Origin of the sequence: Isoptericola sp. NPDC058082 (genome assembly GCF_042885055.1) — a bacterium.
Taxonomy (GTDB): domain Bacteria; phylum Actinomycetota; class Actinomycetes; order Actinomycetales; family Cellulomonadaceae; genus Isoptericola.
The window spans coordinates 89,646-112,998 of record NZ_JBHVSQ010000006.1; the positions used below are offsets into that span (position 1 = coordinate 89,646).

General features: G+C 75.1%; 19 protein-coding genes. 14 read left to right on the plus strand and 5 right to left on the minus strand.

The window, feature by feature from the left end; translation table 11 throughout:
* Positions 1–2: 2 nt before the first annotated feature.
* The 6 genes from ACFVS0_RS10500 to ACFVS0_RS10525 all read left to right on the plus strand — a co-directional run bounded on the left by ACFVS0_RS10500 (position 3) and on the right by ACFVS0_RS10525 (position 5,761).
* Positions 3–947 (plus strand): cold-shock protein, encoded by a 945-nt coding sequence (locus tag ACFVS0_RS10500; RefSeq protein WP_430587912.1) that lies wholly within the window; start codon positions 3–5, stop codon positions 945–947.
* 215 nt (positions 948–1,162) lie between these two features.
* Positions 1,163–3,046 (plus strand): molecular chaperone DnaK, encoded by a 1,884-nt coding sequence (gene dnaK / locus ACFVS0_RS10505; protein ID WP_430551418.1) that lies wholly within the window; start codon positions 1,163–1,165, stop codon positions 3,044–3,046.
* On the plus strand, positions 3,043–3,678 hold the full coding sequence (gene grpE / locus ACFVS0_RS10510; protein ID WP_430585210.1) for a nucleotide exchange factor GrpE: 636 nt from the start codon (positions 3,043–3,045) through the stop codon (positions 3,676–3,678). The genes dnaK and grpE overlap by 4 nt, the downstream gene beginning before the upstream one ends.
* Positions 3,679–3,782: 104 nt before the next feature.
* A complete protein-coding gene (locus ACFVS0_RS10515; RefSeq protein ID WP_430585209.1) occupies positions 3,783–4,793 on the plus strand; it encodes a DnaJ C-terminal domain-containing protein in 1,011 nt (336 codons plus the stop codon).
* Positions 4,794–4,848: 55 nt separating this feature from the next.
* Entirely contained in the window at positions 4,849–5,286 is a 438-nt protein-coding gene (locus ACFVS0_RS10520) for a heat shock protein transcriptional repressor HspR (RefSeq protein WP_430551415.1), read from the plus strand.
* Positions 5,287–5,452: 166 nt separating this feature from the next.
* Positions 5,453–5,761: a DUF1540 domain-containing protein gene (locus ACFVS0_RS10525; RefSeq protein ID WP_430551414.1), complete on the plus strand. Its 309-nt coding sequence runs from the start codon at positions 5,453–5,455 to the stop codon at positions 5,759–5,761.
* A gap of 37 nt (positions 5,762–5,798) precedes the next feature.
* Here ACFVS0_RS10525 and ACFVS0_RS10530 read toward each other — a convergent pair whose 3' ends face one another.
* On the minus strand, positions 5,799–6,575 hold the full coding sequence (locus tag ACFVS0_RS10530) for a hypothetical protein (protein WP_430563344.1): 777 nt from the start codon (positions 6,573–6,575) through the stop codon (positions 5,799–5,801).
* A gap of 212 nt (positions 6,576–6,787) precedes the next feature.
* Between ACFVS0_RS10530 and ACFVS0_RS10535 the strand changes: the two genes are divergently transcribed.
* Positions 6,788–10,711: a sigma-70 family RNA polymerase sigma factor gene (locus ACFVS0_RS10535; RefSeq protein WP_430587913.1), complete on the plus strand. Its 3,924-nt coding sequence runs from the start codon at positions 6,788–6,790 to the stop codon at positions 10,709–10,711.
* Between the two features lie 31 nt (positions 10,712–10,742).
* Here ACFVS0_RS10535 and upp read toward each other — a convergent pair whose 3' ends face one another.
* Positions 10,743–11,378 carry a uracil phosphoribosyltransferase gene (gene upp, locus ACFVS0_RS10540; protein WP_430551411.1) on the minus strand — a complete coding sequence of 212 codons (636 nt, stop codon included), beginning with the start codon at positions 11,376–11,378 and terminating at the stop codon, positions 10,743–10,745.
* Between the two features lie 57 nt (positions 11,379–11,435).
* Here upp and ACFVS0_RS10545 point away from each other — a divergent pair, with 57 nt between their 5' ends.
* From ACFVS0_RS10545 to ACFVS0_RS10555, 3 genes are read left to right on the plus strand one after another with little or no spacing between them, the layout of a single operon-like run.
* Positions 11,436–11,981, plus strand: a complete 546-nt coding sequence (locus ACFVS0_RS10545; protein ID WP_430551410.1) for a nucleoside deaminase — start codon at positions 11,436–11,438, stop codon at positions 11,979–11,981.
* 54 nt (positions 11,982–12,035) lie between these two features.
* Entirely contained in the window at positions 12,036–13,073 is a 1,038-nt protein-coding gene (locus ACFVS0_RS10550) for a hypothetical protein (RefSeq protein ID WP_430587914.1), read from the plus strand.
* A gap of 60 nt (positions 13,074–13,133) precedes the next feature.
* Positions 13,134–15,317: an ABC transporter ATP-binding protein gene (locus ACFVS0_RS10555; RefSeq protein WP_430587915.1), complete on the plus strand. Its 2,184-nt coding sequence runs from the start codon at positions 13,134–13,136 to the stop codon at positions 15,315–15,317.
* 21 nt (positions 15,318–15,338) lie between these two features.
* On the opposite strand, the gene ACFVS0_RS10560 is transcribed toward ACFVS0_RS10555, so the two are convergent.
* Positions 15,339–16,946 carry a phytoene desaturase family protein gene (locus ACFVS0_RS10560; protein ID WP_430587916.1) on the minus strand — a complete coding sequence of 536 codons (1,608 nt, stop codon included), beginning with the start codon at positions 16,944–16,946 and terminating at the stop codon, positions 15,339–15,341.
* A 111-nt stretch (positions 16,947–17,057) separates the two neighbouring features.
* Here ACFVS0_RS10560 and ACFVS0_RS10565 point away from each other — a divergent pair, with 111 nt between their 5' ends.
* From ACFVS0_RS10565 to ACFVS0_RS10580, 4 genes are all read left to right on the plus strand, one after another.
* Positions 17,058–18,413, plus strand: a complete 1,356-nt coding sequence (locus tag ACFVS0_RS10565) for a sensor histidine kinase (RefSeq protein ID WP_430587917.1) — start codon at positions 17,058–17,060, stop codon at positions 18,411–18,413.
* A complete protein-coding gene (locus ACFVS0_RS10570) occupies positions 18,401–19,063 on the plus strand; it encodes a response regulator (RefSeq protein ID WP_430587918.1) in 663 nt (220 codons plus the stop codon). Before ACFVS0_RS10565 ends, ACFVS0_RS10570 begins: the two co-directional genes overlap by 13 nt.
* Positions 19,060–19,932: a DUF4097 domain-containing protein gene (locus tag ACFVS0_RS10575; RefSeq protein WP_430587919.1), complete on the plus strand. Its 873-nt coding sequence runs from the start codon at positions 19,060–19,062 to the stop codon at positions 19,930–19,932. Before ACFVS0_RS10570 ends, ACFVS0_RS10575 begins: the two co-directional genes overlap by 4 nt.
* An 86-nt stretch (positions 19,933–20,018) precedes the next feature.
* Complete coding sequence (locus ACFVS0_RS10580) at positions 20,019–20,378, plus strand: hypothetical protein (protein ID WP_430587920.1); 360 nt, start codon at positions 20,019–20,021, stop codon at positions 20,376–20,378.
* Positions 20,379–20,394: 16 nt separating this feature from the next.
* Here ACFVS0_RS10580 and ACFVS0_RS10585 read toward each other — a convergent pair whose 3' ends face one another.
* Positions 20,395–21,303 carry an NAD-dependent protein deacetylase gene (locus tag ACFVS0_RS10585; protein ID WP_430587921.1) on the minus strand — a complete coding sequence of 303 codons (909 nt, stop codon included), beginning with the start codon at positions 21,301–21,303 and terminating at the stop codon, positions 20,395–20,397.
* Positions 21,304–21,503: 200 nt separating this feature from the next.
* The gene (locus tag ACFVS0_RS10590) at positions 21,504–23,336 is read right to left on the minus strand and encodes a carbohydrate-binding domain-containing protein (RefSeq protein ID WP_430587922.1); all 1,833 of its coding nucleotides are present in this window, start codon (positions 23,334–23,336) and stop codon (positions 21,504–21,506) included.
* Positions 23,337–23,353: the final 17 nt, after the last annotated feature.

Consider the following 23,353-nt stretch of genomic DNA (forward strand, 5'->3'; position numbering starts at 1 on the left):
AGGTGCCCCAGGGAACAGTCCGATGGTTCGACGCCGACCGAGGGTTCGGCTTCATCGACCTCGGGAACGAGGCCGAGGACCTCTTCGTGCACGCGTCCGAGATCGTCGGCGAGGACGGGCCGAAGCAGCTCCGCGAGGGTCAGGCCGTCGAGTTCGAGGTGGGCGAGGGCGACCGCGGCCCCCAGGCGCGCCGCGTCCGTGTCACGGGCGAGCGGTCCGCCGACGCGCCCGTGGGCGTGCTCGGCACGGTCGCCTGGTACGAGCCGGCCAAGGGGTACGGCTTCGTCACGCCCGACGACGGTCGTGGCGAGATCTTCGTGCACAGCTCGGCGATCGTCGGGGGCGGGGTGATCTCCGAGGGCCAGCGGGTGGCGTTCATGGTCGTCGAGGGGGAGAAGGGACCGCAGGCGGACCACCTGCTCCCGCTCGCCGCGGAGGCGGCGCGGGCGGCCTCCGACGGCGCGGACGGCACCGTGTCCTGGTTCGACGACACCAAGGGCTTCGGGTTCATCGCTCCCGACGCGGGCGGCGGTGACCTCTTCGTCCACGTCAACGCGCTCGGCCCGGGCCTGACCTCGCTGTCCGAGGGCGCGCGTGTGACGTACGACGTCGTCGAGGGCGACAAGGGGCCGAACGCCCGCGACGTGCGGCTCGTGCGCGGCTCCGGCTCGCACGCGGGGCGCGACCGGGACCGCGACCGTGACCGGGGCCGGCCGGGCCGTCCCGCGGCGTCCGGCGGGCCCGTGCGCGGAGGTGAGGGCACCGTCGCGCGCTACGACGCGGACCGCGGCTTCGGCTTCATCACCCCCGACGCCGGGGGTGCGGACCTGTTCGTGCACGTGTCGGTCGTGCAGGGCGGCGAGTACCTGGAGGAGGGCGACCGGGTCCGGTTCAAGGTGCGCCAGAGCGACCGCGGACCGCAGGCCGACCGCGTCGAGCTGATCTGAGCGCCGCGCCGTTCTGGTGGCGACCCTGCTGTTCGCTCACGGCGAACAGCAGGGGCCACCTGGGGGAATATCGGCGCCCCGAGCAAGGTTGAGCCATACAGACTCAACTTTGGCGCCCGCGGTTTGCGAGGCGGGGACGCCGAGATTTACGTTGAGTGCAGTTGACTCAACCTCGGGCGCACAGGCGTCCGGACGTACGCATGGAGGCAGCACACATGGCTCGAGCAGTCGGTATCGACCTGGGTACCACCAACTCGGTGGTCGCCGTCCTGGAGGGCGGCGAGCCCACCGTCATCGCGAACGCGGAGGGGTCGCGCACGACGCCGTCCGTCGTCGCGTTCTCCAAGACCGGCGAGGTCCTCGTCGGTGAGGTGGCCAAGCGTCAGGCGGTCACCAACGTCGACCGCACCATCTCGTCGGTCAAGCGCCACATGGGCACCGACTGGTCGGTCGAGATCGACGACAAGAAGTACACCGCGCAGGAGATCTCCGCGCGGGTGCTCGGCAAGCTCAAGCGCGACGCCGAGGAGTACCTGGGCGAGCCCGTCACCGACGCGGTCATCACGGTCCCGGCGTACTTCAACGACGCCGAGCGCCAGGCCACGAAGGACGCCGGCCAGATCGCGGGCCTCAACGTGACGCGTATCGTCAACGAGCCCACCGCGGCGGCCCTCGCCTACGGCCTGGAGAAGGGCAAGGAGGACGAGCTCATCCTGGTCTTCGACCTGGGCGGCGGCACGTTCGACGTCTCGCTCCTCGAGGTCGGCAAGGACGAGGACGACTTCTCCACCATCCAGGTGCGCGCCACGTCCGGCGACAACCGCCTCGGCGGCGACGACTGGGACCAGCGCATCGTGGACCACCTCATCAAGCAGGTGAAGAACAGCGCGGGCGTCGACCTGTCCAAGGACAAGATCGCCCTGCAGCGTCTGCGCGAGGCGGCCGAGCAGGCCAAGAAGGAGCTCTCGTCCGCGACGAGCACCACCATCTCGATGCAGTACCTGTCGATGAGCGAGAACGGCCCCGTCCACCTGGACGAGAAGCTCACGCGCGCGCAGTTCCAGCAGATGACGCAGGACCTCATCGACCGGACCAAGGCGCCGTTCCACGCGGTGATCCGCGACGCCGGCATCTCGGTCTCCGACATCGACCACGTCGTGCTCGTGGGTGGTTCCACCCGCATGCCCGCCGTGACCGAGGTCGTCAAGGAGCTCACCGGCGGCCGCGAGCCCAACAAGGGCGTCAACCCGGACGAGGTCGTCGCCGTGGGCGCGGCCCTGCAGGCCGGCGTCATCGGCGGCGAGCGCAAGGACGTGCTGCTCATCGACGTCACCCCGCTGTCCCTCGGCATCGAGACCAAGGGCGGCGTGATGACCAAGCTCATCGAGCGCAACACGGCCATCCCGACCAAGCGCAGCGAGATCTTCTCCACGGCGGAGGACAACCAGCCGTCCGTGGCGATCCAGGTCTTCCAGGGCGAGCGCGAGTTCACCCGCGACAACAAGCCGCTGGGCACCTTCGAGCTCACCGGCATCGCCCCGGCGCCGCGGGGCGTCCCGCAGATCGAGGTCACCTTCGACATCGACGCGAACGGCATCGTGCACGTGTCCGCCAAGGACCGCGGCACGGGCACCGAGCAGTCGATGAAGATCACCGGCGGGTCGGCCCTCCCCAAGGAGGACATCGACCGCATGGTGAAGGACGCCGAGGAGCACGCCGCCGAGGACAAGAAGCGTCGCGAGGAGGCGGAGACCCGCAACCAGGCCGAGGCCTTCGCGTACTCGATGGAGAAGCAGATCGCGGACAACCGCGACAAGCTCCCTGCCGAGGTCGTGACCGAGGTCGAGGCCGACATCGCCGGCGTCAAGACCGCCCTGGAGGGCGAGGACGCCGACGCCGTGAAGTCCGCGTACGAGAAGCTCGGCGCGTCCTCGCAGAAGATCGGCCAGGCGCTCTACGCCACGGCCGAGCAGGAGCAGGCCGCGGGTGACACCCAGGCGGCCGAGGACGACGCGGCCGCTGCCGCGGGCGCGACCTCCGCTCCCGACGAGGACGTGGTCGACGCCGAGATCGTCGACGACGAGGACGACAAGAAGTGACGGACGAGAACCAGCGGTCGGTCCCCGAGCCCCCGGAGAACTCCGAGGGCTCGGGGGAGACCCCCTTCCAGTTCACCGACAAGCGCAAGGTCGACCCGCAGTCGGGCGAGGCGCGTGCCTCCGAGCCCGCCGCCGCGGGGGAGGGCGACGACCCGCTCGCCGCCCTCGACTTCGAGCCCGAGGGCGAGGCCGCCGAGAGCGCCGAGGTCCTCGCGGCCAAGGCCGAGGCGGCCCAGCACCTGGACGCGCTGCAGCGCGAGCGGGCGTCGTTCACGAACTACCGCAACCGGTCGCTGCGCGACCAGGAGGCGGCGCGGACCCAGGGCACGCAGGACGTGCTCGCCGCGCTGCTGCCGGTGCTCGACGACATCGAGCGCGCCAAGCAGCACGCCGAGCTGAGCGGGCCCATGGCGGCCATCGCGGAGAAGCTCGACGCGTCGCTGGCGCGGTTCGGCATCGAGCGCTTCGGCGCGGTCGGGGAGGAGTTCGACCCGAACGTCCACGAGGCGCTCATGCACAACGTGGACCCCGAGGCGACGGGCACGACCGTCGCGATGGTGGTCGAGCCCGGTTACCGCATCGGCGAGCGGGTCGTCCGAGCCGCCCGCGTGGGCGTCGTCGGCCCCGAGTGACACCACCCGCGAGATCGACCTGCCCGTCGTGAGACCGACCCTTCGAGGGCCGCTCTCGCGACGGGCGGGTCGATCTCGCGGACAATGACAGGAAGGAGGGCGTCGTGACAGGTCAGGACTGGATCGAGAAGGACTTCTACTCCGCTCTCGGCGTCCCCAAGGACGCGGACGACGCGGCCATCAAGAAGGCGTACCGCAAGCTCGCGCGCCAGTACCACCCGGACCAGAACCCGGGAGACGCGTCGGCGGAGGCGAAGTTCAAGGAGATCGGCGAGGCGTACGCCGTGCTGTCCGACTCCGAGCAGCGCCAGCAGTACGACGCCGTGCGCGCCATGGCCGGAGGCGGTGCCCGCTTCGCGGCAGGCCCGGGCGGCGGTGGCGGCAACGGGTTCGAGGACGTCTTCGGCTCGATGTTCGGCGGCGGCGCCGGCCCGAACGTGCGCTACCAGCAGTACCCCCAGGGCGGCGCGGGCGGCGGAGGCTTCGAGGACATCCTCAGCTCCATGCTCGGCGGCCAGGGCGGCTTCCGCAGCGGCGGCCGGCAGCGCGCCGGCTTCACGACTCCGCAGAAGGGCCCGGACGTCGCGGCCGAGACCACGCTGCCGTTCCGCACGGCGGTGGAGGGCGCCACCGTCGAGTTCACGGTGGACGGCCGCAAGGTCAAGACCAAGATCCCCGCCGGCGTGAACGACGGCCGCAAGCTGCGCATCCGCGGCAAGGGGCGTCCCGGCTCGGGCGGCGGCGACGCCGGCGACCTCGTGGTCACCGTGCACGTCGCGCCGCACCCCGTCTTCACGCTCGACGGCGCGAACCTGCGCATGACGGTCCCCGTGACCTTCGCGGAGGCCGCGCTGGGCACGACGGTCGAGGTGCCGACGCTCGACGGGCACACCGTGCGGCTCAAGGTGCCGGCGGGCACGCCCACCGGGCGGGTGCTGCGGGTCAAGGGCCGCGGCGTGAGGACCACGAAGACGCAGGGCGACCTGCTGGTCACGGTCCAGGTGGCCGTGCCGCAGAAGCTCAGCAAGAAGGCGAAGGAGGCGCTCGAGGCGTTCGCCGCCGAGAGCGACCACGAGGACGTGCGGGCGGGGCTCGCGCAGCGCGCGGCGGAGTGACGCCGCGGCGAGGCGCGGGCTGACCGGCCGGAGGCACCGAGCGAGGGAGGTAGCGATGGTCACCGAGGACGCGCCGGTGCTGACCGTGTCGCAGGCGGCCCGGCTGGCCGGCATGCACCCGCAGACGCTCCGGCAGTACGACCGCCTCGGGCTGGTCACGCCGCGCCGGACCCCCGGGCGCGGCCGCCGCTACTCCCAGCGCGACGTGGCACGCCTGCTCGAGGTGCAGCGGCTCGCGCAGGTGGAGGGCATCAACCTCGCCGGGATCCGACGGATCCTCGACCTGCAGGAGCACGTCGCCCAGCTCGAGGGCCGGCTCGCGGCGCTCGCGATGCAGCCCGGCGGCCGGGTGTTCACGGCGGGCTCGACGGGCGACGTCGTCGTCGTGCGCCGCGGCCAGCGCGTGCGCCGCGCGGAGCGGTCCGACCTCCGGGCCGACATCGAGGCCGAGGAGGGCGCGCTGGTGCTGTGGCGCCCGCACCGCCGCGGCTGACGTCTTTTCGCAACGCAATTCTTCGCTAATTCATGGTGCAATAGGTAAGGTATTCCTTATTCGATACGCCGTGAATTCGATCCCGCATTCGCTGTGCATTTCCGTGCGAGAGGAATATCGTGGTCGAAGGCGGCGAGAGCCGGCGTCGAGCGGCGAGGAGCGCACCATGAGCACGCTGATGGAGATGCCCGAGGTCACCGAGTGCACCGTCGAGGGCTGCGGCTACAACCACGACCACGGCTGCCACGCCGGGGCGGTGACGATCGCGGGGCACAGCGGCGACGCGGCGTGCGCCACCTTCATCCCGCTGAGCGCGAAGGGCGGCCTCGAGAAGGTCGTCGCCCACGTGGGCGCGTGCCAGCGCGGCGACTGCGTCCACAACACCGACCTCGAGTGCGCGGCGTCGGCCATCCGCGTCGGCCCCGGCCCGGACGACGAGAGCCACGCCGACTGCCTCACGTACGCCCAGCACTGACGCGGCACCTGACCGGGGCCGTGCCGGGCCGGTACGGCTAGCGGGCCAGCTGCGTCAGCAGCTCGACGGCGGCGGCGTGCGACGTCGGGAGGCGCTCCACCCACACCCGGGTGGGGCGCCTCAGCGCGTCTCCGAGGCCCATGAGCGCGGCGTTGCGCTCCACCACCCCGCGGGTGGCCTTGGCCAGGTCGGGCACCCCCGTGTCGCGCCGCGCGAGCACGACGAACACGCCGTCGGTGAGGGCGGCCATCGGGTGGCCCTCGCCGTAGACCTGCTCGAGGGCGCGGCCGACTGTCGCGGAGCGTGCGGCGCGGTCCCACGGGGCGAGCCCGTCGACGGCGACGTCGACGACGACGAGGCAGTGCGTGTCCGGCACGTCCTGGTCGGCGCCGACGGCGGCGCCGTAGGTCTCCCGCAGCCGCTCGGCCAGGTACTCGCGGGTGGGGAGCCCGGAGCTGGGGTCGCGCAGGGCGCCGAGCGCCGGCTCGGCGTCGCGGCCGCGCACCCACCCGACGGCGACGGCGCGGACCGCGTCGGGGTCGGCCGGGTGATGGGCGGAGCGGTACAGGCACTCGAGGTCGTCCAGCGTCTCGCCCAGGCCGACGCCGGCCCGTCCGCGCGCGGCGCCGAGCCGGTGGGCGGCGGCGTGGGGGGACCGGCCGTCGTCGAAGGCCTCGACGAGGGCGTCCACGGCGGGGTGGTACCAGTCGTCCGGGCGCAGCCACACCTCGGCGAGGCTCGTCGCGCGCCAGCGGTCGATCACGTCCGAGACGTGCTCGGGCGCGTCGGGGGGCCCGCTCGTGGACCGGTTCATGATGAAGGGACCGCCATGGGCAGCCATCATGACGCAGTTGTGGCCGACTTTCATCGGTAGGTGCCCCGGGATAGCCCTCTCCGCTGCCTGAGGCACGGAATCCCGCGGATCTCGGCCCAAAGTTCACCCCGCGAGCAGGTGCTCCCGGCGCGTAAAGTACGGGGGTCTGCGTGTGGCCTTCGCGCAGCATCGGGTGCAGAGCGAGGTCGGCCATGACGGACGTCTACGTGGGGTCGGACGACTCGGCGCGCAGTGACGCCGAGCTGATCCTCGACGTGCGCGGTGGGGACCTCGAGGCGTTCGGGGCCCTCTACACCCGGCACCTCCCGGCGGCGCGGGCCGTGGCCCGGCAGTACGTCCGGTCGGCGGCCGACGCGGACGACCTGGTCTCCGAGGCGTTCCACCGCGTGCTCGACGTGCTCCAGCACGGCGGCGGCCCGGACGCGACGTTCCGGGCCTACCTGCTCACCGTGGTGCGGCGCCTCGCCGCCGACCTCGCGCGGGGCGTGAAGCGCACCCGCCCGACGTCCGACGACGGCACGTTCGAGGCCGCGCTCGGCCTGGTCGACCCCACCGACGTCGCGACGTTCGAGGGCTTCGAGCACTCCGTCGTGAAGAACGCCTACCAGGCGCTGCCGGAGCGCTGGCAGGCCGTGCTCTGGTACACGGAGATCGAGGGACGCGCGCCGGCGGAGGTGGCCCCGATCCTCGGCCTGACCCCCAACGGCGTGTCCGCGCTCGCCTACCGCGCCCGAGAGGGGCTGCGGGTCGGCTACCTGCAGGAGCACCTCACGCACGCGCCCACCGACGGCTGCCGGGTGGTGAACCCGCTGCTCGGCGCGTACGTGCGCGGCGGCCTCGCCCGGCGCGAGGTCGCGAAGGTCGACGCGCACCTCGAGACGTGCGGGGAGTGCCGGTCCCTCGTGCTCGAGCTCGGGGACATCGCGCACGGCATGCGGGCGGTCGTGGCGCCGCTGATCGTCGGGATCGCGGGCCTCGCCGTCGTGGGAGCGCTACCCATCGGTGGCGCCCTGGGCGGGGCCGTCGCGACCGGGAGCGTGGGGGCCGGCAGCGCCGTGGGCGCCGGGAGCGTCGGGAGCGTGGGGGCCGTCGCGGGCAGCAGCACGGCCGCGTCGGGCACCGTCGGCACCGCCACGGTCGGAAGCGCGGGCATCACCGGTGGCGCGGGCGTCACGGGAGGGGCCGCCGGCACGACGGCGGCGGCGACGGCGGGCACGACGGCAGGCGCGACCGCCGGCACCACGGCAGCAGGTGCCGCCACGGCGACCGCCGCCACCGCGGGCACGACGGCCGCCGCGACGGCGGGCACGGCCGCCGCGGTCGGCACGGCGAGCGTCGCCGCGGCGGCCAGCGCTGTCGCCGTCGCGACCGTCGGGGTCGTCACCGTGCTCAACGCGCTCGGCGGCGGCGACGAGCCGCCGGCGGTGCCGCCGGCGCCGGTGACCGTCCAGGGCGCACCGTGGACCCCGCCCGGGGAGCAGCCCGGCGAGGGTGCGGTGCAGCCCGCCGAGGACGATGCCGCCGACCCGCCGGAGCCCACCGCCGACCCGACGAGCCCGGTCAACCTGCTCGGCACCACGCTCTTCGCCCCCGTCGCGGACCTCACGGTCACGGCCGCCGCGGCGCCGCTCGAGCCCCGCGCGCCGCAGTCCCTGGTGCTCACCGTCGGCAACACGGGGAAGGCGGCGGCGAGCGCGACGGTCGTCGAGGTCGCGCTGCCGGACGGCGTCGACCTGGCGACGCCGCAGGCGCCGGCGGGCGCGGCCCTCGGCGACGTGCTCGCCGCCGACGCCCTGTCGTGCACCCCGGGGGACACCACCGGGAGGACGGCGCGCTGCACCGTCGGCACGCTCGAGCCGGGCGCGACCCGCGACGTCTCGGTGCCGGTGCGCGCCCACTCCGGCGGCAGCTACGCGATCGGTGTCGCGGTCTGGGCCGACGGCGTGGGGCGGGAGAACATCGCCCTGCCTCCCACCACCGTGCGGCCCTACGGCGCGGAGCTCACGGCCTCGAGCGGCGACGCCGTCCCGGTCTCGAACCCGGGCGCGGCCTGGGTGCCCGTCGCGGTGCGGAACACCGGCGACCAGCCGGCCGCCGCCTGGTCGGTGCAGCTGGGCGTGCCCGCGGGGCTGCGGCCGGTCACGACCGACGGCGACCTCGTGTGCGTGCCCGGCACGGGCGACTCCGCGGCCGGCGCCGTCTGGACCTGCGTGGCCCGGCCCGACGCAGCGCCGCTGGCGCCGGGCGAGCAGCGGACGGTCCGGCTGCGCGTCGTGGCGGACGGCTCCGCCGCGCCGGGCCCGATGACGGTCTCCGCCGCACCCCAGCTGCCGGGATCCCCGCACACGGTGGGCGGCAACGCGGCGGTGACGGTGGCGCAGTCGTGGGCGGGCGCGGCCTCGGGGGCGCGCGCGGTCGAGGCCCGCTGCACCGCCGTCGGCGGCGTGAGCACGGCCTCCTCCGTGGTCGAGGGCACGTACGTCAACCTCACCGACCAGAGCCTCGCGGTGCGGCTCGACGCCGCCGGCGACACCGCCGCGGCGGCGCAGGAGGTCGCGCCCGGCGCGTCGGTCACCGTGCAGGTGCCCGACGGGCTCCGGGTCCCCGCGGGCGCCGCCACGTGGACGGTCGCGACGACCCTCGGCGGCGAGACCTACCGCACCACCGTGCCCGCCGGGACGCACGGTTCCGCGGAGTGCTACGACCCGAGCTGGGCCGTGTCGAAGTCCGCCGAGACCGTGAACGCCGACGGCCGCCTGCAGGTGCGCGGCACGCTGACCAACACCAGCGACGAGTCGATGCGGGTCGGGATGACCGCGGCCGGCGTCAGCACCGAGCAGAAGCGGCTCGCGCCGGGGGAGAGCGCCACCTTCGTCGCCGCCACGGACCGCTCGTCGCTCTCCGCGGGCGCCGCCGAGTTCCAGCTGTACCGCTGGGTGGCCGACCGCGACGGCGACGAGCCCGCGCAGGGCGTGGTGCCCGCCGTCGCCCCGACGGCGTCGTACGCCGCCGCGACGCTCGCGCCCGCCGTCGGCGGGCCGGTGACGCTCGCCGCGACCGAGTGCCGGTTCGACGAGTCCGCCGACACGTCGTGGCGCACCGTCACCGTCCCCGTGGACAACAGCGCCTCCACGCACGCGGTGCGGTTCGCGGTGGCCGACGGGGCGGGCGACGGTCGTGCCGCGACGGTCGCGGCCGGCGCCACGGGCACCCTCACGGTGTCCGTGCGGTGGGGCACCCGCAGCCTGGCGGTCACCGCCGACGGGCGCGACCTCGCCACGGTGGACGTGCCCGGCTTCGAGAGCTGCGCCACCGTGGCCTGGCCCGGGTCGGTGGACGTGGCCGTCAGCACGCGGTGCGTGGAGGACCGCGCCCAGGTGGTGGTCGACGTGCGCAACGGTGGCGGTGTGCCCTGGAAGGCGCGCCTCGCGGGCGGCGGCGACGACACCTCCGTCGAGCCCGGCTCCGGCGCCAGGCTCACGACGGCTCCCGCAGGGCTGACGGCGGAGGCCGGCCACGTCACGGTGCGGCTCTCCCGCGAGATCGAGCAGCGCACGCGGTCGGTCGAGCGGACCTTCGAGCACGACGCCGTGTCGTGCGTCGTCGTCGACCCGCAGGCGCGGCTGGACCCGGGTGCCGTGCAGGTGGAGAAGGAGCGCGGGCGCTCGACGTCCACCCGGGCGGTGTCGGTGGTGCTGGACAACACCGGCTCCTCGGTGCCGCAGGACTTCGCGGTGCGCGGTTCGAACGGCGCGTCTGTCGACGTGACCGTGCCCGCCCGGCAGAGCCTGACCGCTGACGGCGGCACCGTGCGGGGGCGTGACGGTGCCACCTACACCGTGGGCGCCGGCGACTGGTCCGTCGAGCTCGCCGTCGAGCCCTTCACGGGCACGACCGGCTGGTGCGCCGCCCGGGTCCGCTGGGGCGGCGGGTACGAGGTGGGCGACGTCGCCTCGTGGCACGGCGCGAACTACCGCTACGTCGGGCGCGGTGCCCAGGAGCAGGCCCAGGAGAAGGCCGAGGAGAAGGCCCAGAAGCGCCAGGACGGGGACCGCGGCCGGGGCCACGGGTGGGGCCGGGCCTGGGAGCGGGTCGGGGACTGCGAGTACCGCTGAGCCGTCCCCGGGGCGTCCCGGGCGGGACGCGTCAGACGATGCCGTACAGCCGGTCCCCGGCGTCGCCGAGGCCGGGCACGATGTACTTCTGGTCGTTGAGCCGCTCGTCGACGGCGGCGACGACGATCTGGACGTCCACCCGCGAGCCGATCGCCTCCTCGAGGACCTTCAGCCCCTCGGGCGTGGCCAGCAGGCACACGGCGGTGACGTCGCGGGCGCCGCGCTCCAGCACGTAGTCGATGGCCGCGACGAGCGTGCCGCCGGTGGCGAGCATCGGGTCGAGCAGGAAGACCTGCCGGTCGGTGAGGTCGTCGGGCAGGCGGTTCGCGTAGGTGACGGCCTCGTACGTGGACTCGTCGCGCTGGAGGCCGAGGAAGCCGACCTCCGCCGTCGGGATCATCCGCGTCATGCCCTCGAGCATCCCCAGCCCGGCGCGCAGGATCGGCACCACGATGGGGCTCGGGTCGCTGAGGCGCACGCCCGTGGTCGTGGTGACCGGGGTGCGGATCTCCTTCGGCTCCGTGCGCACGTGCCGCGTCGCCTCGTAGGCGAGCAGGGTCACGAGCTCGTCGACGAGGAGACGGAACGTCGCCGACGGGGTCTTCTCGTCGCGGAGGACGGTGAGCTTGTGGTCCACCAGCGGGTGGTCGGCGACGTGCAGGCGCATGGCCCCACGGTACCGGCGCGAGGGCCCGGGGCACGTCCCGCGGCTAGCCTGGGCCCTGTGACGTCCGACGCCGCCCCCGGCCCCGCAGGCTCCGGCCTCGCGCTGCCCTGGGCGGACGGCGAGTTCCCGCCGCACACCGTCAGCCGGCGTCGTGCGGTGTGGGACGCGCTCATGGGGCTGGCGCTGCACGAGGCGTCGCACGCGCTGGCCAGCGACGACGTGCCGGTGGGCGCGCTCGTCGTCGACGCGGACGGCCGGCTCGTCGGGCTCGGGCGCAACCGGCGCGAGGAGACCGGGGACCCGACGGCGCACGCCGAGGTGCTCGCGCTGCGGCAGGCCGCCACCACGCGCGGCGAGTGGCGGCTCGAGGGCTGCACGCTCGTCGTCACGCTCGAACCGTGCGTCATGTGCGCGGGCGCGCTCGTCGCGGCGCGCGTGCAGCGGCTCGTCCTCGGCGCCTGGGACCCGAAGGCCGGCGCCACGGGCTCCGTCTGGGACCTCGTGCGCGACCAGCGCGCCAACCACGCGGTCGAGGTGGTCGGCGGGGTGCGTGAGGACGAGTGCGGGGGAATCCTGCGAGACTTCTTCGAGTCCCGCCGCTGACGACGACGCGCGTGCGGGCCGATGAGTCCCCACGACGACGGAGGTCAGCAGGGCATGGACACGACGGCACCCCTCTCGGACGCGGCGGAGGGCACGACGACGGCGCCGACTCTCGCGGACTACGCCCGCCACAGCGCCTTCTCCGACCCGGGCCCGCATGCCGACCTGCTCCGTGCGGTCGGCCCGGACCCGGCGAGCGCCGGCGCCGCGGCGTGCGCGACGATCGTGCACTACCGCGCCGGGAACCCGGAGCTCACCGACGAGCAGTCCGCGGACATCGACCGCCGCTGGCTGTCCTCGATCCTCGACGGCGCCGTCGCCCGGCAGGCCGGTCCGCTGGCCGCGCCCCGCGACCACGCCCGGCAGGTGGCCGGCTGCTGCCGCGACCACACGCTGTTCGCGCTCGGGGTGCTGCGCCAGCACGGCGTGCCCGCCCGGTCGCGGATCGGGTTCGCGGGGTACTTCGAGCCGCCGTTCTTCCACGACCACGTGGTGGTGGAGCACTGGGCCGAGGGGGAGGACGACGGCGCGGGGCGGTGGGTGCGCTGGGACCCGGAGCTGACCCCGGACGGGCCGTGGGACTTCGACGTGCGCGACATGCCGACCGGGCCGGCGTCGCCGTTCCCCACCGCGGCGGAGGTGTGGCAGGCCATCAGCGCCGGGGAGGTCGACCCGGCGTCGTACGGCGTCGCGCCGGGGATCCCTGAGCTGGGCGGCCGGGACTTCGTGCGCGGCTACGTGCTGCTCGAGCTGGCGCACCGGATGCGCGACGAGGTGCTGCTGTGGGACGTGTGGGGCGCGACGCCCGACGACGTCCCCGGCGTCACCGAGCTCTGGGCGCACGAGGCGCGGGCGGACGGCGCCGAGCCGTCGTCCGAGCCGACGTCCGACGAGCTGGACGCGCTGGCCGACGAGGTCGCCGCGCTGCTCGTGGCGGCCGACGCGGGGGACACCTCGGCGGAGGCGGCGCTCGCGGACCGCTACGCCGGCCGGTGGGCCGCGCGCGGACGGGTCACGACGCTCTCGCCCACCGGGCGCGTCGGGATCACGGACCTGGCGAGCCGCACCACGCGGTGGGCCGCGACCTCCTGACGCCACCCGACCCGTCCGGCATCCCGCGCGCCCCGGCGGGCCGCGCGTGAGCATGGGCAGATGGCCGACCCCGGAAGCTCCGCGTCCGCCGCCCCGTCGTCACCGGCCCGCACGGGCCCGATCGCCGGGACGCCCGACCAGCCCGTGCTGCGCCGCATCGCCGCGCTGCTCGCGCCGTACAAGGCCCAGCTGGTGCTGGTCGCGGTGGCGGTGGTGGCGGCCGCCGCGCTGACGAGCGTCGCGCCGTTCCTCACCCGCGCGGTGTTCGACGACGCGCTGTTCCCGACCGACGCCGCGGGCCAGGTGGGCGAGCCCGACCTGAGGCTGCTCGCCTGGCTCGTGGCCGGGCTGGTGGCGATCCCGATGGTGAGCGCGCTGATCGGCGTCGGGCAGACGTACCTCACCACCCGGATCGGCAACGGCGCGATGGCGGACCTGCGCGTGGCGCTGTTCGAGCACCTGGAGAAGATGGAGCTCGCGTTCTTCACCTCCACCCGCACCGGCGACATCCAGTCGCGGCTCGCGAACGACGTCTCCGGCGTGCGCAACGTGCTCACCTCGACGGCGACGACGATCCTGCAGAACGTCGTCACGGTGGCCGCCGCGTTCGTGTCGATGCTGCTGCTGAGCTGGCAGCTGACGATCATCACGCTGGTGCTCATGCCCGTGTTCGTGGTGATCCAGGTGCGCGTGGGGCGGCGGCGCAAGCGGCTCCAGCGCCGCACGCAGGAGTCGCTGAGCGAGATGACGGCCATCACCGAGGAGTCGCTCGGCGTCTCGGGCGTGCTGCTGGCGAAGGTGTTCAACCGGTCCGACGTCGAGGTGGCGCGCTACCGGCGGGAGAACCGCCGCCAGACGCGGCTCCAGGTGAAGAACGCGATGACCGGGCAGACGTTCTTCTCGATCGTCTCCACGTTCTTCGGCCTGACGCCGGCGATCGTGTACCTGGTGGCGGGGCTGCTCATCAACGGCGGCACCCTCATCGGCGGCGAGGTGCTCACCGCCGGCACGATCGTCGCGTTCACGACGCTGCAGTCGCGGCTCCAGCAGCCGCTCGTGGGCCTCATGCGCGTCACGCTCGACGTGCAGACGTCGTTCGCGCTGTTCTCGCGGCTGTTCGAGTACCTGGACCTCGAGCCCGCCATCACCGACCGGCCGGACGCGCGGGTGCTCGACAAGGCCGCCACGCGCGGCGAGGTGGAGCTGCGCGACGTGTGGTTCCGCTACCCCGAGGCGCGGGACGTCTCCGCGCCGCCGGCGCGGCCGGGCGGCGGACCGCGCCCCGCCGGGCGACGGTCCGGGCGCGGGTACCGCGCGCTCGAGGTGCCCGTGGTCGCGACGCTCACCGACCCCGCCGCCACCTACGTGATGTCCGCGGCGTCGGCGCCCGGGCTGGCCGCGGCGGTGCCCGTCGAGGACGACCCGCCGTCGCACGACCGCCCGGCGGGCACGGGCGGCGACGCCGAGGGCTGGGCCCTGCAGGGCGTGTCGCTGCGGGTGCGGCCGGGCCAGCTCGCCGCGCTGGTGGGGCCGTCGGGCTCGGGCAAGACGACGCTCACGTACCTGGTGCCGCGGCTGCACGAGGTGACGCGCGGCGCGGTGCTGGTCGACGGCACGGACGTGCGGGACGTGACGCTCGGCAGCCTCGCCGACGTCGTCGGGATGGTGACGCAGGAGCCGTACCTGTTCCACGGCACGATCACGGAGAACCTGCGCTACGCCCGCGCCGACGTCACGGACGCGGAGATCGTGGAGGCGTGCCGCGCGGCGAACATCCACGACCGGATCATGAGCTTCGCCGACGGGTACGAGACGGTGACGGGGGAGCGGGGCTTCCGGCTGTCGGGCGGGGAGAAGCAGCGGCTGTCGATCGCCCGCGTGCTCATCAAGGACCCGCGGATCCTCATCCTCGACGAGGCGACGTCGGCCCTCGACACCGCCACCGAGCGACTCGTTCAGGGGGCGCTGGAGCGGGCGATGGCCGACCGCACCACGTTCGCTGTCGCGCACCGGCTGAGCACGATCATGAACGCCGACGTGATCTTCGGGATCGCCGACGGCCGCCTCGTCGAGCACGGCACGCACGCCGAGCTGCTGGAGCGCGGCGGGCTGTACGCGCGGCTCTACGCGGAGCAGTTCGGCGGCGGCACGGTGGAGGCGCGGCTCGAGGACTGCGTGCGGTTCGCCGACGGGACCACGATCCCGCGCCGCGGCGTGCACCCGCGCCCGGACGTGCGCGTCTGAGGAGCCCGCCCGGGACGCGGGCTACAGCGCCGGGACGCGGACGCCGAAGACGTCGCGCAGCGCGCGCCGCGCGGCGTGCCAGCCGCCCATGCCGTGCACACCGGGGCCCGGAGGCGTCGACGCCGAGCAGAGGTACACGCCTCCGGCCACGCGGTAGGGGTTCGCGCGGGGCGTGGGGCGCGCCAGGATCTGCCACATCGTCGCGGCGCCGGCGGAGATGTCCCCGCCGACGTAGTTCTGGTTGTGCTCCGCCATCGCGGCGGCGGGGATCGCGCGCGCACCGACGACGACGTCGCGGAACCCCGGCGCGAAGCGTTCGATCTGCGCGGTGACGGTGTCCGTGACGTCGACGTCGGACCCGGCGGGCACGTGCGTGTACGCCCACAGGGGGCGCAGCTCCCCGTCGCCGGACACGACGCGACGGGACGCGTCGACGACCGTCGGGTCGCTGACCAGGCACAGCGGGTGGTCGGCGTGCCGGCCGGCGGCGACCGCGTTCTCGGCCGCGGCCATCTCCGCCCGGGTGCCGCCCACGTGCACGGTGCCGGCCCGGCCGACCTCCGGGTCCGCCCAGGGCACCGGGCCGGACAGCACGTAGTCCACCTTGGCGGCCGCGTTGCCGTACCGGAACCCTCCCAGCGCGCGGCGCAGGCCCGGCGGGACGGCGGGGCCCAGCACGTCGAGCAGGGTGCGCGGCGTCGTGTCGAACAGGACGGCGCGGGCGGCGGGCAGGTCCGCCGGGGTGCGTACCCGGTGACCCGTCACGACCGTGCCCCCGTGCGCCTCCAGGTCGGCGACGAGCGCCGCCACGATCGCCCCGGACCCGCCGCGCGGGATCGCCCACCCGCCGCCGAACCCGCGAGGTCGAGGCGAGCGCCCGAGGTCGAGGTCCGGGGCATCGACCTCGGGCGCCCCGCCTCGACCTCGGCGCGCGGGGGTAGCGTGGGCGAGGGCGCCGAGCAGCAGAGAGGTGCCGGCGGCGGACAGCGACGGCAGCCGGGTGATGGTGTGCGCGGCCACGCCGGTGAGCAGCGCGGGCGCTGCCTCGCCCGAGAAACGGGCGCCCCACGCCGCCGTGCCCTGCTCGAGCAGCGCCAGGGCGAACCGGACGGCGGCGGCCGTGGCCCGCAGGGGCGAGCCGCCGTCGAGCACGCCGGGCGGCACGGACCGGTGGTCGCCCATCGCGACGGCGACGACGGCCTCCCACTGCTCGGCCAGCGGGCCGAGCAGGGAGCGCCAGGCGGCGCCGTCGGGTCCGAGGCGCTCGGCCGTGCGCTCCAGGTCGTGGTACGCCACGGCGGCCCGCCCTCCGGGCAGCGGCTGCGCGTAGGACACCTCGGGCGTGAGGAGCTCGACGCCGTGCGCCCGCAGGTCGAACGCGCGGAAGAACGGGGACGCCCACGCCATCGGGTGCACCGCCGAGCACACGTCGTGCACGACGCCGGCGGGCAGCCCCGCGAACAGGTCGCCGTGCTCGCCGCCGGGCTCGTCACCGGGCGCGAGGGTGCGTGCCCCGCCGCCGACGGTCGCGTTGGCCTCCAGGACCGTCACGGACAGCCCGGCCCGGGCGAGGGTGACGGCGGCGGCGAGGCCGTTGGGGCCCGAACCGACCACGACCGCGTCCAGCATGCTGCCTCCCTCCGGCCGCCGCCGCGCGCCCGCCGGCGTGGGGTTTCCCCACCGTGACGACGTGGGTGCGCTGGCTGTCCGGCCGATCCCTCGCAGCCTAGTCTCGAGGTCATGACCAGCACGGACGCCGCCCCGGCCCTGAGCTCGCGGGCCGCGCTGCTGCGCGCGCCGGTCGACCCGGCCACGGGCCGCGCCGTCGCGCAGCTCGCCGTGGGGACGGTGTGGCTGGCGAGCGCCGGCGTGGTCGTGTGGGTGCTGGTCCTGGTGTCGTCGGCCCTCGTGCCGGTCCTCGGTCTCGGGCTGCTCGCGCTCGGCGTGACGCTGCCCGCCGCCCGCTGGTTCGCCGCGCTCGAGCGGGAGCGGCTCGCCGCCCAGACCGGCGTCGTCGTGCCGGGGCCGCCGCTCGGCGCGGCCGGGCTGCCGCGGTCGTGGGCCGCCCTGCGGGGCACGTTGCGCGACGGGCGGGCGTGGGCGGCCGCGGGGTACGCGTTCGTCGCGATGCTCCTGTCCGTGGCCTTCCTCGCCGCGGTCGTGGCCCTCGTCGCGGGCGCGGTCGCGCTCGTCGTCGTGATGGCGCGCGGCGGGGTCGGCGCCGTCGGCGGCGAGGCCGGCATCGCGTGGCCGGTCGCGCTGGTCGGCGCCGCCGTCGGCGCGGTGCTGCTGCTGTGGCTCGGGGCGGCCGTCGCCCAGGCGGGCACGGCCCTCGTCCTGGGGCTGGCGCGGGCGTGCCTCGGCCCGTCCGCGACGGACCTCGCCCGGGCCCAGGCACGCGACGCGGAGCACGCGGCGACGGCGGCCGCCGAGCGGGCCGCCGTCCTCACCGAGACGCGGTCCCAGGCCGTCGCGGCCGCCGACGCCGAGCGGCGGCGCATCGAGCGGGACCTGCACGACGGCGCCCAGCAGCGGCTCGTCGCGCTCGGGGTGGAGCTCGGCGTCGCCCGCCGGCTCGCCGACCGCGACCCGGCCGCGTCCGCCGCGGCCCTCGAGCACGCGCACGGCGAGGTGAAGGCGACCCTCGCCGAGCTGCGCGACCTCGTGCGCGGCATCCACCCCGCCGTCCTGTCCGACCGGGGGCTCGACGCCGCCCTGTCCGCGCTGGCGGCGCGCAGCCCCGTGCCCGTGCGGGTCGAGGCGTCCCCCGACGTCGCGCGGGCCGGCTCCGCGGCGCAGGCCGCGGCCTACTTCGTCGTTGCCGAGGCGCTGACCAACGTGGCCAAGCACGCCGACGCGCGCTCCGTCCGGGTGCGCGCCGACGTCGTGGACGACGGTGCGGGCGACGGGTGGAGCGACGGCGCCCGACTGCGCGTCGTCGTCGAGGACGACGGCCGGGGCGGCGCGGAGCCGTCGCCCGGCAGCGGCCTCGCCGGGCTGCGCGGGCGGGTCGCCGCGCTCGACGGCGTCTTCGAGCTCGACAGCCCGCCCGGCGCGGGCACCCGACTGACCGTGGAGGTGCCGTGCGCATCGTGATCGCCGAGGACTCCGTGCTCCTGCTGGACGGGCTGACCCGGCTGCTCGCCGCCGAGGGCCACACGGTGACCGGCCACCGCACGGCGGACGAGCTCGTCGCCGCCCTGTCGCGGCCCGGCGCCGCGCTGCCCGACCTGCTCGTCACCGACGTGCGGATGCCGCCGTCGCACACCGACGAGGGTCTGCGCGCCGCGCTGCACCTGCGCAGCCTGCACCCGGACCTGCCGGTCCTCGTGCTGTCGCAGTACGTGGAGCAGCGGTACGCGTCCGAGCTGCTGGCCCGCGGCGCGCACGCCCTCGGGTACGTCCTCAAGGACCGGGTGGCCGACGTCGACGCGTTCCTCGACGCCGTCGACCGCGTGGCCGGCGGCGGCACCGTCATCGACCCCGAGGTGGTCACGCAGGTCATCGCCCGCAGCCGCCGCTCCGACCTGGACCGGCTCACGCGCCGCGAGCGGGAGGTGCTCGCGCTCATGGCCGAGGGCCGCTCCAACACCGCGATCGCGGACCGCCTCGTCGTCGGGATGCCCGCCGTCGAGAAGCACGTCACCAGCATCCTCACCAAGCTCGGGCTGCCGCCCGACGCCGACGACAACCGCCGCGTGCTCGCCGTGCTGCGGTGGCTCGACGAGAACGGAGCACGACCATGACCTCCACCGGACCAGCCACCGGACCAGCCCCCGTGCCCGCCCCGCAGGAGCCGCACCGCGGCCCCGTCGGGCGCGCGCTGCTCGTCACCGGCGTGGTCGTCGGGCTGCTCGCCGTGGCCTGGGGCGCGCTGTTCCTCGTGGACCGGGCGGTCGCGACCACGACCACGCAGCACGAGACGTACGCCGCGGTCGGCACGGTCGAGCTGGTCGCGGACGGCGACGTGACCGTCAAGGCCGCCGACGGCGGCGGCACCGGGGGGAGGGTCGAGGTCGACCGGATCGCGCGCCAGGGCCTCACGAGCCCCACGTACCGCGCCGACGACGGGGCCGACCGGCTGGTCGTCACCCACGAGTGCCGGCGCTGGCAGTGGATCCCGGGCCGGTGCGCGGGGGAGCTCGCCGTCACCCTCCCCGCCGACACGACGCTGGTGGTGCGCACGTCCAACGGGGACGCCGTGGCCGCGGGCGTGGTGGGCGACACGGAGCTGCGGTCGAGCAACGGCGACGTCGCGGCGTCCGCCACCGGGCGCCTGGACGCCGGCTCCAGCAACGGCGACGTCGTCGTCGACCGGGCCGCGGGTGACGTCGTCGCGGCGTCGTCGAACGGGTCGATCGAGGTGACGGGGGTCGAGGGCAGCCTCGACGCGGACACCAGCAACGGCCGGGTCGACGTCTCCGGCGTGACCGGCGACGTCCGGGCCGAGTCCAGCAACGGCGACGTCACCGTCGTCGGGGACGGCGAGCCCGTGCGGCTCACGATCGAGACGTCGAACGGGGAGCAGACCACCGAGGGGCCCACGGACCCGGACGCCGACCGCGCCGTGGAGGTCCGGTCGTCCAACGGGGACGTCGCCTACCTGGTGCGGTGACGCGGGCCTGATGCGGGCCTGATGCGGGCCTGACGCGGGCCTGATGCGGGCCCGGCGTCGCCGCGCGGCGGATATCGTCGTCGGCCATGGGGATCTTCTCGCGCCGGACGCCGGCCTCGTCCAGCCCTGCCGAGCCGTTCGAGCTGCTGGTCGACACCGTCTTCGCCGTCCCGACGCGGGGCCACGTGCTCACCGGCACCGTGACGTCCGGGCGGGTGCGCACCGACCAGGCCGCGGTGCTGCACCTGCCGACGGGGGAGCACGCCGTGACCGTCACGCGGATCGACGTCCGGCGCCGCAAGGCCGACGTGGCCGAGGCGGGTACCGAGGCCGCCGTCTACCTCGGCGGGCTGGGGCGTGGTGCGCTGCCGGTCGTCCCGGGCGGCGACGGCAGCCTGATCGACGCCGAGGGCGTCAGGGGCTCGCGGCTGGTCGCGGCCCGGTAGCCGCAGCCCGTCGCCGTCAGAGCCGGTCGGCCAGCGCGACGAGGGTCTCGGTGACGCCGTCGTCCACCTTGAGCGTGGCGAGCGGGTCGCCGCGCGTCTCGCCGCGGTTGACGATGACCACCGGCTTGTCGGCCTTGGCCGCGTGCCGCACGAACCGCAGGCCGCTCATCACGGTGAGCGACGTGCCCGCCACGAGCAGGGCGTCGGCGTCGTCCACCAGCGCGTACGCGCGCTGCACCCGCTCGCGCGGCACGTTCTCGCCGAAGTACACGATCTCCGGCTTGAGCACCCCGCCGCAGAACTCGCACGCCGCCGGGACGAAGTGGCTCGTCTGCTCGATGACGGCGTCCGCGTCCGGCGCGGTCTCGATGTCCGCGACGGTCGCCCCGTCGTCGAGCACCGACTCGACGAAGCCCGGGTTGAGCGCGTCCAGCCGTTCGGCGAGGTGCGCGCGGCTGATGACGCGCCCGCACTGCAGGCAGATCACCCGGTCGTAGCGGCCGTGCAGGTCGATGACGTGCCGCGAGCCGGCGTCCTCGTGGAGCAGATCCACGTTCTGCGTGATGACGCCGCGCACCACCCCGCGCTCCTCCAGCCGCGCGAGGGCGCGGTGACCCGCGTTCGGCTCCGTGCGGTGCACCACCTGCCAGCCCACGTGGTTGCGGGCCCAGTAGTGGCGGCGGAACGCCTCGTCGGCCACGAACTGCTGGTACGTCATCGGCGCGCGCTTCGGCGAGTCCGGGCTGCGGTAGTCCGGGATGCCCGAGTCGGTGGACACGCCCGCGCCCGTCAGCGCGGTGACCGTGCTGCCCTGGAGCAGGCGGACCGCGTCGTCGATCGTGCCGTGGTGCACGACGGCGTCGGGCGGGAGCTCCCACCGCCGGTCCTGGTACGTCGGGGCGAGCGGACGGGGCACGGGTTGCACGCCTTCGAGCGTACGACGGCGCGGCCGGGCCCACCGGTCCCGCGAGGTAGCACGAGGTCCCGCGAGGTAGTCCGGCCCGCGTCGAGGTAGTCCAGATCCCGCCGAGGTAGTTCTGACGCGAGCTCGGGACTACCTCGGCGGGATCTGGACTACCTCGGCGGGATCTGGACTACCTCGGCGGGATCCGGACTACCTCGCGGTCAGCTGGTGGTGGTCGACGACGACTGGTCGGTCTGGCCGCCCTGGTCGGTCGAGCCGCCGGGAGCGGCTCCGCCGGGTCCGCCGCCCATGCCGCCCGCGGGGGCCTCGCCCGCGGTGGCCGTGCCGACCTCCTCGCCGTCGGCGGTGAGCGTGTACGCGCCGCCGTCGGTGATCTCCGGGCCGGAGTACACGACCGACTGGGCCGTCTTCGACAGCGTGATCGTCGCGACCTCGGTCCCGTCGGCGTCGACGACCGCCACGTCCGTGCCGGCCTCGAGCGTGGCGTCGGCGGTCAGCGCCACCCAGCCCCGCGTCGAGTCCTCGTCGAACGCCTCGGCCATGCCCGACGACCCGACCGCCAGGACGGTGCCGCCGGAGACCGTGCTGCCGCCCGAGGAGTCGAGCGCGCCGTTGCCGCCGTTCGTCGGGCCCTCGACGACGACGTCGCCGCCGCTGATCACGGTGACGCCGTTGGAGTCCAGGCCGTCGCCCTCGGCGTCCACGTGCAGCGTGCCGCCCGTGATCGTGAGCGACGCACCCTCCTGGACGGCGTCCATGCCGCCGCCCCCGCCGCCCTGGGGCGCCTCGCCCTGGGGCATCTGGCCGTCCGTGGGCGGCTCTCCCGTCGGCATCTCGCCGTCGGTCGGCGGCTCCGGCGCGGTGCCCTGGTCCTGAGCGGCCTGGTCCTGAGCGGCCGGGTCCTGGGCGGCCTGGTCACCCTTGCCCGTCGCGGAGTCGTCGGCGGCCGTGTCGTCGGCGGTCGAGTCCTCGCTGGCGGTGTCGTCCTCCGCCTCCTTCACCGTGGCGTTCAGGCCGTCGTCGGACGACGTGATGTCCACGTCGCCGCCGGAGATCGCGATGGTCGCGGCCTCCAGGCCCTCGACGGACTCCTCGATGGTCAGGGTGCCGTCCGTGATCGCGATGTCGGTGAACGCCTGCGCGCCGTCGTCGCCCGCCGCGACGGTCACGTCGCCGCCGGTCAGGGCGATGTAGCCGGACGTGGCGTCGTCGTCGGCGTCGGACTTCAGCCCGTCGCCGCCGGACGTGACGTCGATCGTGCCCCCGCTGACGACGAGGTAGTCCTTGCCGCGGATCGCGTCGTCCACGGCGTCGACGGAGACGGTCCCGCTCGCGATGACGAGCCCGTCCTTGCCGGTGATGCCGTCGTTCGCGTTGCCGACCACGTCGAGCGCGCCGCCGCCGGAGATCGCCAGGTCCGCCGTCGAGTACAGCGCGGCGTTGGCGGCGTTGTCGGAGGTCGTGTCGGCGTACTCCTCGGCGTCCTCGAGCCGGTTGGTGGAGCCGTCGGCGAGGACGACGGACACCTGGTCGGCGTCCTGGACGTCGATCGCGGCGCCGGTCGAGCTGGTGACGTCCGCGCCGTCGAGCACGAGGCGCACGACGCCGTCGGCCGACGCGTCGACCACGACCTGGCCGTCGTCGAGCGTGCCGGAGAGCCGGTACGTGCCGGGCTGCGTGATCGTCACGGTGGAACCGTCGACGGTGACGCCGTCGCCGGAGGCGGACGCCGAGTCGCCGTCGAGGGTGACGGCGACCTCGTCGGCGGTGTCCCAGGACTGGTCGGCGAGGGCCGCGGTCTCCGCGGACGAGAGGTTCTCGTCGAGGACCTCCTGCGCGGACCGGCCGGAGTTGTCCGTCGCGGCGACCTGGGCGGTGGTGGTGCCGGAGCCGTCCGACGCCGCGGACGTGGTGGAGCCGGCGCTGCACGCGGCCAGCGCGCCGACGGTCAGGGTCCCGGCGGCGGCGAGCGCCACGGCTCGGGTCGAGACGGTGCGGGTCCAGAGGGTCTTCCTCGGGCGGGGGATGCGCATGGTTCGGGCTCTTCTCT

Excerpts from the sequence above, each read along its gene's own strand:
- ACFVS0_RS10550 (WP_430587914.1), top strand. The coding sequence starts at position 12,036 with ATGGACACGACGGCACCCCTCTCGGACGCGGCGGAGGGCACGACGACG.
- upp (WP_430551411.1), bottom strand. The coding sequence starts at position 11,378 with ATGCGCCTGCACGTCGCCGACCACCCGCTGGTGGACCACAAGCTCACC.
- ACFVS0_RS10525 (WP_430551414.1), top strand. The coding sequence starts at position 5,453 with ATGAGCACGCTGATGGAGATGCCCGAGGTCACCGAGTGCACCGTCGAG.
- ACFVS0_RS10575 (WP_430587919.1), top strand. The coding sequence starts at position 19,060 with ATGACCTCCACCGGACCAGCCACCGGACCAGCCCCCGTGCCCGCCCCG.
- ACFVS0_RS10565 (WP_430587917.1), top strand. The coding sequence starts at position 17,058 with ATGACCAGCACGGACGCCGCCCCGGCCCTGAGCTCGCGGGCCGCGCTG.
- ACFVS0_RS10530 (WP_430563344.1), bottom strand. The coding sequence starts at position 6,575 with ATGAACCGGTCCACGAGCGGGCCCCCCGACGCGCCCGAGCACGTCTCG.
- ACFVS0_RS10560 (WP_430587916.1), bottom strand. The coding sequence starts at position 16,946 with ATGCTGGACGCGGTCGTGGTCGGTTCGGGCCCCAACGGCCTCGCCGCC.
- dnaK (WP_430551418.1), top strand. The coding sequence starts at position 1,163 with ATGGCTCGAGCAGTCGGTATCGACCTGGGTACCACCAACTCGGTGGTC.
- ACFVS0_RS10555 (WP_430587915.1), top strand. The coding sequence starts at position 13,134 with ATGGCCGACCCCGGAAGCTCCGCGTCCGCCGCCCCGTCGTCACCGGCC.
- ACFVS0_RS10535 (WP_430587913.1), top strand. The coding sequence starts at position 6,788 with ATGACGGACGTCTACGTGGGGTCGGACGACTCGGCGCGCAGTGACGCC.
- ACFVS0_RS10590 (WP_430587922.1), bottom strand. The coding sequence starts at position 23,336 with ATGCGCATCCCCCGCCCGAGGAAGACCCTCTGGACCCGCACCGTCTCG.
- ACFVS0_RS10580 (WP_430587920.1), top strand. The coding sequence starts at position 20,019 with ATGGGGATCTTCTCGCGCCGGACGCCGGCCTCGTCCAGCCCTGCCGAG.
- ACFVS0_RS10520 (WP_430551415.1), top strand. The coding sequence starts at position 4,849 with ATGGTCACCGAGGACGCGCCGGTGCTGACCGTGTCGCAGGCGGCCCGG.